Origin of the sequence: Rossellomorea vietnamensis, assembly GCF_025398035.1 — a bacterium.
In the GTDB taxonomy this organism is placed as follows: Bacteria; Bacillota; Bacilli; order Bacillales; family Bacillaceae_B; genus Rossellomorea; species Rossellomorea vietnamensis_B.
Genome location: NZ_CP104558.1, coordinates 4,485,675 through 4,499,560 on the forward strand (window position 1 = coordinate 4,485,675; position 13,886 = coordinate 4,499,560).

The following is a 13,886-nucleotide window of genomic DNA, read 5'->3' on the forward strand; positions in this document are numbered from 1 at the left end:
CATTTATCAAAGAGAGGATGATTAGGAATGCCTTACAAAGTAATTAGAGCTTTTAGAGATAAAGAAGATGATCACCGTGTTTATCGTAAGGGAGATACCTTCCCTGCTAAGGGTAAAGTGAGCAAGGAACGGATCTCGGAATTATTAAGCACAGAAAATAAAGTAGGGAAGCCATTGATTGAGCAATTGGGAGTGGAGTCAGAAGAAGCTGACCATGAGCCTGAAGAATCAAAACAATCTTCTGAAGAAAGTGAGTTTCCCAAACATACAGGCGGCCCATGGTACGTGTTGTCTAACGGAGAAAAGATCCAGGGGAAAGAAGAAGCACTTGCGGCAGAAGCAGAATTGAAGTGATTGTATGTCTATCAGAGATAACGTAAAAGTCGTTGTTGGTGTTCAAGACAGCCTGCAGGATAGTGTAATCGATCGCCTTATAGCTAATGTTGAATCCCGGTTGAAGGTATGGCTAAAACAAAATGCAGGTCTGACAGCGATCCCTGAAGAGTTAATGTTCATTGTTGAGGAGCTGGTGGTGAATCGGTATAACAAAATTGGAAGTGAAGGGATGAAATCAGAATCGATTGAAGGAAGGTCTGTTTCCTTTACGGAAGACGACTTTAAACCCTATCAGGCCATCTTAGAAACGTATATACCTAAAACTGAGGATGTAGGAAAGGTCATGTTTTTCTAATGCGGTACTCCGATCGGGTTACGCTTCATAAAGTTAATGGCCGTGCATATGATTCTTCTGTCGGAAAGACAGTTGTTAGAGTGGATGAAGGTGTTACATTACCCTGCAACACGTCTCCAATCAGCCTAGAAAGAGTTAAAGTTATATTTGGTTCATTAGACAAACAGATCACCACAGTTAGGCTACAGAGACCGTACACGCGTGAAGTCGATAAAGCCATCATCAACGAGAAGAAATATAACGTTCTCCGACATGTTCCATACAAGTCTGAGAGCGTTTTATTTTTGGAAGGGGTGAGCGAGTGGACTTAGAGGGACTGGATGCCCTGCTTGCGAAACTTGATCGAATGGATAGGGATATTGAAGATGATGTTGGGAAAATCGTGAAGAACAATACGATTGAAATGACCGAGAAAGTAGTTAAGAATGCTGAATTTACTCAAGGTTATCAAACTGGCTACACCAAGAGAAATATTGAAACGAAAATAGTAAGTAATCTTGCGGGTAAAACAATCAGTAAATCCGAACACTCCGGCTATCTCGAGTTTGGAACAAGGTTCATGGATGCACAACCATTCATCTTTCCTGGATTCTACACTCAGAAAAAGCAGTTCCTTGAAGACCTAAATAGACTTGTAAAGTAGGTGAGTAGATGAAGTCACCAAAGATCCAACTGTTCAATGCAATATTTAATACATCTCTTAACCTGGGATATGACACATACGATTATCTTCCTGGCAAAGACGAGGAAGTTCCTTATCCTTTTGTGCATGTAGCAGGATCGATAGGTTCTGATGTAATCAATAATAAAGAAGTAATAACAGGTAATATATCGCAAACCATTCATGTTTGGGAGATGGCTAATAATCGATCGCATTTTGCAGAAATGATTTATAATCTCGAAATGGCCTTGCGAAGGATGGCGCAGCTTGATAATTACTACGTGAGACTAGTCGCTCTTGATTCAAATGAAATCTACGATAATTCAACAACTGACAATCTGCTGCATGGAGTTATTCAGGCAGAATACAGAATTACTTAGGAGGTTATAGTATGGCCATCATTGCAAAAGGGGTACACAAGGTACTCTATTTTCGAAAACTTGGTGAAGCTGCAGAAGGAGCTAAGCTTGTTTTTCAAACGGAGCATTCAAAGTCTTATTCCCGGGATCGGGAGTCGACAGTAACCAAAGATGGAAGGGTTTCAGGTTCGGGAGCACTTGAAGATGAAGTAAGTATCTCAGCACTCCAAGCTGAAACAGACCCTACATTTACGATGCTTAGTGATTCCATTGTTGATGACTATCCAGTGGAGATGTGGGAAGTAGATTTGGCGGATAAAGTAGAGGATGAGGTTAATCCAGGTACTTTTACCTTTGGGGCTGAATATCGACAAGGCTACATCACTGAATGGGAAACAACGAATCCTGCAGAGGATGATCCGGAAGTAAGTGGAACATTTGTCACTCAATTTAAAAGACAAAAAGGACGTGTCAATGTTCCGGAGAGCGATATTGAAACATTAGGATACGTATTTCATGATGTGCTTGCTGAGGATCCTGCAGATGATGGATTGGGTACACCACCAGAAGCATAAAACTAGCAAGGAGGGGATAATCCCCTCTTTTTATTTTGACCATTTGAGGAGGAATAGATTTTGCATATTACATTTAACGGAAGAGACATTGAATTATCATTCGGACTTCGTACCTTAACGACAATTGATCGGTCTTTAGGGTTGGAAGTTGAAAATGTAAGTCTTGGCCAAGGGCTAGAAACGATGTTGGTACCGGGTCTTCAGTCAGGCAATATCATTTGTTTGTATAAATTAATTCAGGCAGCCACAGCCCATGATAAGAAAAAGCCAACGACAGATTCGGATTTTGAATCAATTCTGAACGACATAGCTGAAAATGAGGGTCTGGAGGAATTCGCTCAGCAAGTCATGTATGAATTGGGAAAGCAACCCATGACCCGAAAGCTCGTTCCAGAAGAGTTTCAAGAAGTGAAAGGGACGAAAAGAACGAGCATGCAGAAAGAGGATTAACCTACGACGAGGTTGTCATCTACTCACTTCGAAAGTTGGGAATGGAACGATTGGTTGATGTAGAACAAATGACATTGACTGAGTTTCATTATAAACGCTATGCACAAGAGTATAAGGAAATTGATGAGGAGTACAGGTTACACAAATTAGCATTCCTTATTAGGAACGCAAAAGCAAAAGTGAACAAAGGAACTGATAAGAAGCCTAAAGAAGAATATGCCTTTAAAGAATTTGATGACTTCTTTGATTACGAGTCGGTATTAAGATCCGTTGACAATGAATTCGAAATCAAAAGGTCTGTTGAAAAACCAACTAAGAAGTTATCACCTGCACAAATCGCTCTTCTAAGAAATTCTAGAAAGGGGTGAGGACTTGTCCAACTATTCCGTAGAAGCAGAATTGAAAGCGAATGTCACGAAATATAGGAACGCCATTCAAAAGGCAAGGGAAATAACTAAGCGATTTAAAATGGAGGCTGAGAGTGCAGAAGACACGACTTTAAAGGCCGATATTAATCCACTTAAACGGAACATTAAAAAAGCGAAAAAAATGATGGAGTCATTTACAAGGAAGAAAGCCGAAAAGGAAGTAGATGCTGATACAGTTAGCTTCTTCAAGAAAATAAACAATTTACAGGCGAAAGCTAAAGCACTGGTTCGAAATAAAATTATAGTTCGAGTAGAAGCCAGAGTAGACAAGTTTCAAAGCCGAATTGATAGAATAGCTAAAACAATGAGTTCCGTTGGAATAGTGGCAGGTAATGCCCTTCAGGGAGGGTTTTTATCTGTTCTACCTGCTATAGCCCCGGTAATCGCTAGTTTAGCAGGAGGGTTAGGCGGGCTTGCAACCACTTTTGCTGCAGCGGGGACAGGAGCTATTTTATTTGGTTCAGTTGCTACTTCAGCTTTAAATGATGTTTTTGAGGCTAACAAAACTATCAAGGATCTTCGAAAGGAACTTGCCAACACAACCGATCTAGAGAAGCGTGCTGAGATTTTGAAAGAAATTGAGCAGGCTCAAGCAAGTTTATCTAAAGAACAGCAACGTGGTTTAAAAGCAGTCCAGTCCTTCAGTAAATTTTGGAGCAAGTTCTCCAAGCAATTTGAAAAACCAGTGATGGATATTTTTATCCGTAGCTTAGAACAGTTTGAAGCATTGATTAAGAATCTAAAGCCGGCATTTGATGGTGCAATAAGTGCAGCTAATTCTCTATCTAAAAGCCTTGGTTTTTCAATGGAAACACAGGAATTTAAGGAGTTTATTGGTTTCTTGAACGAGAGTGTAGGACCTTCTATGACAGCACTTGGTAAGTCCTTTGGGAATGTCATGAAGGGGATTATGAATTTAATGATTGCCTTCTCTCCACTTTCTCAAGATATGCAGGGAGGGTTAGTAGGTCTTACTGAAAAATTCGCGGCTTGGTCGGCCAAATTGGATGAGTCTAAGGGATTTCAAAACTTTATTAACTATGTAAAAGAAAACGGACCAAAGGTTATTGCACTTATAGGGAATTTGACTAGTTTCTTGATTCAGCTTGGTATTGGAATGGCACCACTCGGTTCTAAAATACTTGATTTAGTAAATGGCTTTTTGAGTTGGTCATCATCGATGATGAAGGCTTACCCACTCATTGGTCAACTGATCGCATGGGCAATTTCTCTGACTGGAGTACTTATCGCTGTTATTCCAGCTGTGATTCTTCTACGAACAGCCTTTGGTGGCTTTGTTGGAAAGATGATAGGTTGGTTACTTAAACTAAGTACTCGTGCATTAATCTGGGCAGCACGGATGGCTCTATCTTGGGTGATAGCCATGGGACCTATTGGCTGGGTAACTGCAGCAGTCTTAGGCCTGGTGGTATTAGTTATAGCAAACTGGGATAAAGTGAAGCAATGGACTTTGAAAATTTGGTCCTGGGTTTCAAATTTCATTCTGAAATCTGCACTAAAAATCCTAGGGTACATCAAGGGGAATTTCCCTGAACTGTATAACATTATTCAGTCTTATATGCAGATGGCACTTTCAATCATCCAAAATATATGGGGCTTTATTATTAACACCTTCAAAAACACACTTAATTTTTTGAAGGGGCTAATTACCGGAGATTTTAGAGCAATGAGTCAAGCGGTGTCTGATCAAATGCAAAATATGTTTAGAACGGTGTCGAATATATGGGGGAACATTACTGATTTCTTTGACAGTATCAATCTCTATGATTCTGGTAAAGCCATCATCCAAAGTGCAATCGACGGTTTATCATCCATGAAAGGAAAGATACTGGGGGTAGTTAATAACATCGTTGGAGCAGTTCGTGATTTCTGGCCATTCTCTCCAGCTAAACGTGGTCCATTAAGCGATATCCATAGGATGGATTTTAAAGGCCCTATAAGAACATCAATCGAAAAGGCTAAGTCACCTTTGGTAAGGGCAACGGCAAAGCTAGCAGGAGGAGTTAGAACAGCATTCAATCCGGAGCTGTCAGTTAACGCTTCACAGATCAGATCAAGTCTTAAAGGTCTTAAAAGAAGCAGTACCTCTCAGGTCAGTAGCGCAGTAAATGCACAAGTACAAGTTACAACGAAGCAGCCTGTTACGATTAGTCTGAAATTAGGACGGCAAGTTTTCAAAGCTTTTGTCAGTGATATTACAGAAGTTCAAGAAAGAGAATTACACTCCGGAAACTAAAGGAGGTACTTTATGTATGAGTTTGTAGACCTTACGGATCCTGGTACTTTAAGTACCTCTCTATCTATTCAAACCATTTTTAACGGAACAAATATTGATGAGGTATTGTCTGACCAAAATGGAAGCTTTACAACGTTAACAGTATCAGGAAGAAGTAACGTGAATAATCGAGTCAATGCGTTTGAAATCCCTGGACGAGACGGACTCATGGAATCAAGCGAACTAACAAGTGCTGAAAAAGAAATCACAGTTAAATATAAAATCACTGACAGGACAAATGAAGGCTTTCGCCAAAGGTATAATCGCTTAAATGCCTTCTTGCAAGAATCAAAAAAAGAACTGGTGTTTACAGATGAAAATGCTAGTTTTAATGCAACTATGTCTTCAAATGATGTTCCAGAAGAAGATTCAAATATTTTAATAGGGAGTATTACGTTCTTATGCTCGGATCCCAATAAATATGGGGGAGTAAAAGATCCTATCTTCACAAATTTAGACATTCCAATCACTCTCCATAACGGAGGGAATGTCTTGACTCCACCTACATTCCGATTTGTTCTTTCTAAACCAACTACCTTCCTGGACATCATTGGCGATGAAGACTATATGAGAATTGGTCGCCCGGTAACAGTAGATCAAACACCATTCCAAAAATACACCAAGATCCTGACGGCAAACGGTGAAAATATGACAGGATGGGCCAATGCCTTATTCCCGCCTGATGGAGGAACCAATGGAGGAACATTGGTAGCAGATGGGCTAGACTACTATGCAACTAGTTATGGTTCAGGAAGCTCGTGGCACGGACCAACTAAAGCACGCTCTGTGAGCACAACGGCTACTGATTATTTAATCAGGGCTTTTTTTAATGTTGGAAATAATCCTTCCCAGCGTGCACGTACAGAGGTTTATCTATTAAATGCATCCAGTCAAGTGATGGGAAAGGTTTCAGTTGTTTTACGAAAATCTACAGGAGGTGTAGATGTAGAGATTAATCTCAGGAATGGAGCTAATTCAAAATACATCGTTTCGATGGACTGGACCTATTCAGATTTCTTTGGATATATGGAAATTGAGAAAGAGGGAACAGAGTTTAAATTCTCGATTGCACAGCAAGGAATCCGTGAGGACGTTTCAAATTATACTAGACATAAACCAACGTTCAACTATAACGATTTGAACAACGAATTCCAACAGGATTTGGCTGCTGTAGGGATGCATATTGGTACTCATGGCAATTCTCCTACACCATCAAAAGCCAGAATTCGCTTGATTGAAGTATATAGAATCAATTCTCAACCTGAAGGAATCCCATATATCGGAGAAGCCGGGGATGTCTTTGAGTTTAATCATAAAGAATCAAAAATCTATAAAAATGGCGATCGATTCACAGGGAAGGACTTTGGAGCACGCTTCTTTCATTTGCAAAAGGGGGATAACGTCTACGTAGTGAACCCTTCGGACGTAGTTTCGGAAGTCCAGGCAATATGGAGGGATGCGTACCAATGAGTATCATACACATTCTTGATCATCAAAATAGTGGAATTGTGGGTTGGATTACGAATGTATCCTATGACAGTCATCAGAATTCCCTTGATAATAATGAGAAGTATGAATTTATCGCACCTGTGACAGAAGAAGATTTAGATAAGATACAAGGGCGATCGCGACTCCTCATCCCAGCTGACGAAGGAGATTACAGAGAATTTATAGTATACGAGAAAGATGACTTAACCAAACAGGGAGAAGTCGAAGTATATGCAGAAGCTTCCTATTATGATCTTCGAAAGCTAAAAACCATTCATCCAGAGGTAAGAGATGGTCAGACGGTAGAGGCCGCAGGAACATTTGTCTTGCAGGGGATAAAAGGATGGGAGCTAGGAATAACTGAATATAGTGGGATTCGCAAATGGACCATTGAGAAAGACCTGGATGCTTACGAAGCTTTAAAAGCGATTGCTTCTTTATTCGATTGTGAGATACGCTTTCGTGTCGTTATATCCGGAAACAAGGTTATCGATCGATTCGTAGATTTTGTGAAAAAGGTTGGCCAGGACTCTGGAAAAGAAATCGTGGGAGGCAAAGACCTCCTTGGCATCAAGCGGAGACTATTAGCCAAGCGAGTTGTTACCGCCCTGATCTGTCTTGGACCTAAAAGAGAAGACGGTAGCCAGTTAAAGGTGACAGTGACGGATGAAGCAGCCTTCCAAAACTGGAATTGGCAAGGGCAACACCTTGTAGAAGTATATGAACCACAATCTACTGACACAGAAATGACCGTGGAACGTCTGACTCAATTGGGAAAAGCTGAACTCAAGAAGAGAATCACCGCAGCTGTCGAGTATGAAGCGGAAGGCGCTGCCCTGGATCACATTTTTGGCTACGATCATGAAGTTGTTCATTTAGGGGACTCTGCCAAAATCAAAGATGAAAAATTCAACCCTCCGATGTACTTGGATTCGAGGGTTGTTTTTGTTGAACGTTCTATCTTCAATAAGTCTAAGAAGAAGTACAAGCTAGGTGAGGTCATTGAGTATAAGAAAGAAGACGTATTTAGAGTTTGGAAGAACTTGCAGGCACTTTACTCAACGAAGGTTATTAAGTCTCCAACTCCTCCTGATGGTAGAAGTAACATCATTTGGATTAAAACAGGAGGATCAGTAGAAATTGCCCATACCTGGAATCCTGAAATCAATAAATGGGTTCCGACCGGTGGGAGCTTATACACTTGGGTGATGTATGCAGATACCCAAAATGGTACAGAAATCTCCTCTTCTCCAGTTGGGAAATCCTTTGTTGGTTTTGCCTACAATAAAACAGAGGAATCCCCTTCTATGGATCCAACGGAATATGACTGGATGTTGCTGAAGGGTGATCAAGGTGTACCGGGTCCTCCTGGAGAAGATGGACAACCTACCTATACATGGATTAAATACGCCGATGATTCGAATGGGAATGGCATGAGTGACAATCCATCAGGAAAAAAATATGTTGGTTTGTCCCCCAATCAATCGACTGAAGTGGAAAGTGATGTCCCTACTGATTATAAGTGGGTTCTATTCAAAGGGGATAAAGGAGACAAAGGAGATCCAGGCGAACGGGGACTTCAAGGCTTACAGGGTCCTCAGGGTGACCAAGGAATCCCTGGAGTAAAGGGAGAAACCGGGGAATCTTCTTACACTCACGTCGCTTACGCAACCAACAGTACCGGAACAAGCGGGTTCTCCGTAAGCGACCCTGTCAACAAAACGTATATTGGTATCTATGTGGACCAGACATCTACCGATTCTGGTGATCCGTCAAAGTACAGATGGACACTCATCAAAGGAGAAAAAGGAGATCAAGGAACGCCTGGTCCAACTGGGGAGGATGGCCAAACTCCTTATCTTCACATCGCCTATGCAACAAATAACACCGGAACAAGCGGTTTTTCTGTGAGTGATTCGACGGGAAAAACCTTTATCGGTACCTATACGGATTATGAACAGAACGATTCTGTCAATCCTGCTGACTATAAATGGACGCTTATTAAAGGAGACAAAGGGGATAAAGGAGATACGGGTCCTCAGGGTCCTGCCGGTCTCCAAGGTATCCAAGGGGCAAAAGGGGATCAGGGAATCCAAGGGGCTACCGGAGCTGACGGCAGAACGTCATACACTCACATTGCCTATGCGAATAATTCTACTGGAACAAGTGGATTTTCTGTAGGTGATTCAAATGGAAAAACCCATATTGGTATGTATACTGACTTTTCATCTACCGATAGCACAAATCCCTCCAGTTATAGATGGTCCTTAATTAAAGGAGCTGATGGTTCACAAGGGATTCAAGGGCCACCTGGATCTAATGGTCAGACCCCATACTTTCATACAGCTTGGGCGAATAACTCCACTGGCACAAGTGGGTTTTCTACTACAAGTGCTTCAGGTAAAACATATATTGGCACCTATACGGATTTCACGTCCGCCGATTCAGCAGACCCTTCAAAGTATACATGGGTACTGATAAAAGGTGATAAGGGAGATACAGGTGATCGTGGCCCTACTGGACCTCAAGGACCAAATGGTGAATTAAACCTTATTAACAACCCTAATTTCACGGGCCATGCAAATGATTGGGATTTAGCGACTGTTTCCACTCAGACCTTTGATGATGGGACACCCATAATGGTGCTGCAAAACGTGTCATCAGGTAACACAATGATACGTCAAAACGGGATTAAAATTGATTCCAGTAAAATGTATGAACTGACAATATGGCTTAAGTCTACAGCTTCCACAGGACTTAACTATATTGGGTTATACGCTTATAACGATGCGTCATCAAATATAGGATTGTATCCGATATCTGCCTCCAGTGGGGGGAAAGGGAGTTTAAATACGAATCCATATGGGGTATCAGCAGTGACCCCTACTACAGCGTGGAAAAAACATACTTTCTACATTATACCGGCAGGATTTGATGTCAGTGATACGTTACTGACGAAAGATCTAGGGGTGAATAATCAGTATAACTTTCAATTCAACTCCAGGACGGACTCCTTAACTGTCAGGTGGTTAAACTGGGGAAATAGTTCAAGGAGAACATTGTGGGCTGCCCTGCCGGTTCTCAAAGAAGTGGACATATCCGTTCTTGAATCAAACCGGGCAAAGAACATTCAAAATCAGTGGAGATATACAGGAACGGTGGAAATCGATGGAGGGAATCTTCGAGCAGATACTGTAACAGGTGTTCATATTAAAGCCAAAGAGGTGCTTGCAGAACATATAAAATCATTGAATGGTTTGAACATAAATAATCAGTTCGAGGTTGATAGTTCAGGGAATGTCTCTTTTGGTGGTCACCTAAATGGTGCCACTGGTAGCTTCTCTGGAAGTATAGAAGCTAGCGATCTACACCTTGACTCGGAATATGGAGCATCTATCTCATTTGATTCTGGCTATCACAGTTCTAGTGGTAGTGTATTTACCAAAACGGGGGAAATAATCGCAGAAACATATAAAGGTGATCGAACATTAACCATGCGAGGACTGACTAATTCAGGATCTGCAATGGATGTTATCCTGGATGTTGTAGGTAGAATACAAGCTTCTGCCGACATACTTGAGGGGGGTTCACCTCTAGCAAGTAAATATTTGGGTATAAACAGTAGGGCAAGTGATTCATTAAAATTAGCTGGGTACAACCCTTCTACGGAGGATACAGGTAACACAGTAGCTCTTAGAAATGGGTCGGGAGATATCGAAGCAAGGTTATTCAGGCCAACCTATACCAGCACAACAACTAACACTAGTTATTTTATGGTTCAACATGCTATTGGAGATGGAGCCGATAACTACTCAAGACCATCACCTTTATCTACGGTTAAAAAGAATATTTTCAACGAAGAATTAGTCGGGTCTAGTCTAACAAGATTCGGTAATGGGACATTAATGGATACGACTAATGGTGATATGAGATTAAAAGCAGGCAATGGCAACTACTGGAGGCAAGATGGAGCTGCATCTGGTGACAGAAGAGGAACCATTTGGCTGTATTTTGATGACATCATCGGTGTTGAAATTTATAAGAAATTTGAAGATTATGGCCACATGGCTTTTGTACTTGGCGAAACAACCATCCAAGGATTAAACGGTTCAACGCCTGCAGCACAGATACGAAATAGAGCAAACACCGCATACGCCCGTATTGACGCTTCTGATTTTAGGACTGTATCAGATGAGCGACTGAAAGAGAACATGATTGAGTTTGAGAAGAATGAAATTCTTCAAGAGTTTTTAAACATTACTCCAAAACAATATAGTCTCATCTCAGACGAAACCCATACAATGAGAATTGGCTTATCTGCCCAAGAAGCTCCAGAAGAGGTCAGGAGTGATTTTGGAGATGAGTTAGGGATTGACTTATATGCTATGAATACGTACCTCTGGAAAGTCTTGCAGGAAGCAGTGAAAGAAATCAATTTGTTGAAACAAGGGTGGCATAGCCACATGAATTAGAAAGGAAGTGAACTTATGGAACAAAAACCATTAAGTTTAGAGGAAAAAGTGATTCTTCAGCTGCAAGGGAAGATTGGTCAATTAGAAGGGAACTTGGCTTTTGCCAGAGCAGAGCTACAAGAATTTCATCAAAAGAACGATGCTTTATCCCAAGAGGTTGCTAAGTATCAAGAAAAAACATCTAATTCATAGGAATCTACAGAATAAGATTAAAGTCTAAGAGGTTTAAATTATTTTACTGACTGCTTTTAGAAGAATTCACAGATTTAATAATAATGGTGGTTTGTAAAGTTGAATAAACCAATCCTAATAAAGTCAATATTATCCCACTAATTATGAATCGTTTTCTGTTTTTTTCTTGACCAAGATGTGTGAAGTAATAATGAACTATTGAGCAGAACAACATTAGAATAAAGGAAGGTAAAGTTTTTTCATCGTTATCTCTCCTGTGATAATATTTGCTTTATTTTTCCCGTTGTCATTGAAAATATTCGAGAGATGAAAGGAGGTGATCCCTCTCATGATAAATAGAGAAGGGGGCAACGACAATGTCGAATACAGTGGAGGTACATCATGAAATGAATCATTACGAGAAGGATATAGTGGAAATGAAGAGTGACATTAAAATCCTCGAAAAAGAAGTTAGTGACCTGAAAAGCACGACTACCCGGCATGAGGAGCAGATCACCACACTCAATAAAACACTTAACAAAATTGATGAAAACACGACCTGGATTAAAAGGAAAATAACTGGCGCGATTATAACGGCAATTAGCTCTGGAGTTATTGGAGGAGCAATTGCTATTTTTTATGGATTCATTCAGAAATAGAGGAGGAAAATAAAATGAAAAAAGATATTTTTACATTGCTCGGAGGTTTTCTGACCTCCGTATTTTTATTTCTTGGAACAATAGGGGTTAGCTTTGATTGGTTCAACCAAACAAGTATTGATGCATTTGTATTCATGGCTGCTGCGGCAGCCTCACTTGTATTGAACGTTTATGCCATATGGAAGAACACTCATGTGCGCGATCGATTAAAAGAGAATGCACTCAAGAAACAAAAGGTGATGAAGAAATAAGAGCTGCTTTTTAAGGTAGTTCTTTTAATTTGAAAGGAGAGAATGTAAATGACGACACTTGGTAACGACACGGGGCATGGAAGTGATACGTTTGATCGAACTGGTGGAAAAGGGGTCATTGTGAACGGAAAGATCTATGAAGAGCACTCATTCAATTCAAGAGTGACTTTAGCTTTATCGGCACATTTAAAGAGGTGTGGTATTGGAGAAAAGAGAATCCAACAGCCAAATAAACCAGAAGTTTCACTGACCAGGCGTACTGACTTTTACAATGCGGAAAATGTGGATGCAGTTATATCAAACCACGCAAACGCAAATAGGAATAAATCAATAAAGGGTATCTGCGTCTTTGCTTGGCATAATCATCCTGAATCTCAGCGACTCCAAAAGCTTTTAATTGAAGAATATGAAAAAATGGGATTCGATACTCATGGAAACGGAGATCACGAAAGTGAACTCGGCAGCTGGACGGACTTACACATTGTCAGAGAAACAAAGATGACTGCATGTTTAATTGAAAATGGCTTTATGACAAACCCTGATGACTTTAAAAAAATATTCTTAGATCCAGGTTACGCCGAGCGATGTGCTGAAGCTCAAGCAAGAGCACTATGCAGATTTTTTAATAAGAAATATATTGAAGTGGTTGCAAATCCACAGCAAAAGGAGGAAGAAGAAATGATTAAAATGGCAGTAGTAGTCTATTCAGATGCAGACATAAGCGTGGGGTACGATTTAGCGAATGAGAAGAAATGTGGACTTTATAACCGAAAATCTCTTGCGAATGAAAAACTGAAGATCAATGAACTCATGGTAGTTGGTGGACCAACTGAAGGATTGGAGAAAAAGACAAATCGTGTCATTGATCTTTCTGGTGCCAATCGATGGGATACCCGTAAAAAAGTTATTTCTTATTTAGGAAAATAATGAATATGTTACTTTATCATTGGTGAAAATATGAAGGAGCGCCTGTACAAACCTTCATGGCTTTTTTGTGGTCCTCTTCTTGGTGGAGAGGGCCTTTTATTTTCTAAGGTTCAATACCTTTTCAGTAATGTCATTTTTGTTATCTATCGTTACACTTATAATTTCAACTTCAGGTAAACCCCTCTCATTTTTTATCTCTTTGATCCATTTATCAATCCAATAAGGAATGTGATTTTTGGCCCTGGAGTGAAACTCCTTCCTTTTATGAACTTGTTTCTCGTCAATCACCAATTTTATTTCTGCAACGTGCTTCACTTACTCCACCACCTCTATTGTACTATTTCTATATGAGTAGGGATTTCCCTTTTTTCTGGTAGGTTTAATATGAATAAAAAAGAGCAGAAAAGAGAATATTGATAATCAACATGAACTTCAATGGCTTATAAGCAAAGCCCTTC

The 13,886-nt window shown here is 40.4% G+C and carries 15 protein-coding genes; 14 read left to right on the forward strand and 1 reads right to left on the reverse strand.

Going from position 1 to position 13,886, the window contains the following annotated elements:
• The first annotated feature begins 27 nt into the window (after positions 1-27).
• The 14 genes from N5C46_RS23025 to N5C46_RS23090 all read left to right on the forward strand — a co-directional run bounded on the left by N5C46_RS23025 (position 28) and on the right by N5C46_RS23090 (position 13,428).
• Entirely contained in the window at positions 28-354 is a 327-nt protein-coding gene (locus tag N5C46_RS23025) for a hypothetical protein (protein ID WP_261750388.1), read from the forward strand.
• Positions 355-358: 4 nt separating this feature from the next.
• Positions 359-691 (forward strand): phage head-tail connector protein, encoded by a 333-nt coding sequence (locus tag N5C46_RS23030; protein ID WP_261750389.1) that lies wholly within the window; start codon positions 359-361, stop codon positions 689-691.
• Between the two features lie 301 nt (positions 692-992).
• Positions 993-1,334, forward strand: a complete 342-nt coding sequence (locus tag N5C46_RS23035) for an HK97-gp10 family putative phage morphogenesis protein (RefSeq protein WP_261750390.1) — start codon at positions 993-995, stop codon at positions 1,332-1,334.
• A gap of 8 nt (positions 1,335-1,342) precedes the next feature.
• Entirely contained in the window at positions 1,343-1,732 is a 390-nt protein-coding gene (locus N5C46_RS23040) for a hypothetical protein (protein WP_261750391.1), read from the forward strand.
• An 11-nt stretch (positions 1,733-1,743) separates the two neighbouring features.
• Positions 1,744-2,286 (forward strand): phage major tail protein, TP901-1 family, encoded by a 543-nt coding sequence (locus tag N5C46_RS23045; protein ID WP_261750392.1) that lies wholly within the window; start codon positions 1,744-1,746, stop codon positions 2,284-2,286.
• A 60-nt stretch (positions 2,287-2,346) separates the two neighbouring features.
• On the forward strand, positions 2,347-2,736 hold the full coding sequence (locus N5C46_RS23050; RefSeq protein WP_261750393.1) for a tail assembly chaperone: 390 nt from the start codon (positions 2,347-2,349) through the stop codon (positions 2,734-2,736).
• Between the two features lie 50 nt (positions 2,737-2,786).
• Positions 2,787-3,104, forward strand: coding sequence for a hypothetical protein (locus N5C46_RS23055; RefSeq protein WP_156029978.1), 318 nt, complete (start codon positions 2,787-2,789; stop codon positions 3,102-3,104).
• A 4-nt stretch (positions 3,105-3,108) separates the two neighbouring features.
• Complete coding sequence (locus N5C46_RS23060; RefSeq protein ID WP_261750394.1) at positions 3,109-5,421, forward strand: phage tail protein; 2,313 nt, start codon at positions 3,109-3,111, stop codon at positions 5,419-5,421.
• A gap of 12 nt (positions 5,422-5,433) precedes the next feature.
• The gene (locus N5C46_RS23065; protein ID WP_261750395.1) at positions 5,434-6,930 is read left to right on the forward strand and encodes a distal tail protein Dit; all 1,497 of its coding nucleotides are present in this window, start codon (positions 5,434-5,436) and stop codon (positions 6,928-6,930) included.
• Positions 6,927-11,420, forward strand: a complete 4,494-nt coding sequence (locus tag N5C46_RS23070) for a phage tail spike protein (protein WP_261750396.1) — start codon at positions 6,927-6,929, stop codon at positions 11,418-11,420. Before N5C46_RS23065 ends, N5C46_RS23070 begins: the two co-directional genes overlap by 4 nt.
• Positions 11,421-11,435: 15 nt before the next feature.
• Positions 11,436-11,612: a hypothetical protein gene (locus tag N5C46_RS23075; RefSeq protein ID WP_261750397.1), complete on the forward strand. Its 177-nt coding sequence runs from the start codon at positions 11,436-11,438 to the stop codon at positions 11,610-11,612.
• A gap of 356 nt (positions 11,613-11,968) precedes the next feature.
• Positions 11,969-12,250: a hemolysin XhlA family protein gene (locus tag N5C46_RS23080; RefSeq protein ID WP_261750398.1), complete on the forward strand. Its 282-nt coding sequence runs from the start codon at positions 11,969-11,971 to the stop codon at positions 12,248-12,250.
• A gap of 14 nt (positions 12,251-12,264) precedes the next feature.
• Complete coding sequence (locus N5C46_RS23085) at positions 12,265-12,501, forward strand: PTS mannose transporter subunit IID (protein ID WP_261750399.1); 237 nt, start codon at positions 12,265-12,267, stop codon at positions 12,499-12,501.
• Between the two features lie 48 nt (positions 12,502-12,549).
• A complete protein-coding gene (locus N5C46_RS23090; protein WP_261750400.1) occupies positions 12,550-13,428 on the forward strand; it encodes an N-acetylmuramoyl-L-alanine amidase family protein in 879 nt (292 codons plus the stop codon).
• A 96-nt stretch (positions 13,429-13,524) separates the two neighbouring features.
• Here the strand turns inward: N5C46_RS23090 and N5C46_RS23095 are convergent, their stop codons facing one another.
• Positions 13,525-13,743 carry a hypothetical protein gene (locus N5C46_RS23095; protein ID WP_261750401.1) on the reverse strand — a complete coding sequence of 73 codons (219 nt, stop codon included), beginning with the start codon at positions 13,741-13,743 and terminating at the stop codon, positions 13,525-13,527.
• Between the last annotated feature and the right edge of the window lie 143 nt (positions 13,744-13,886).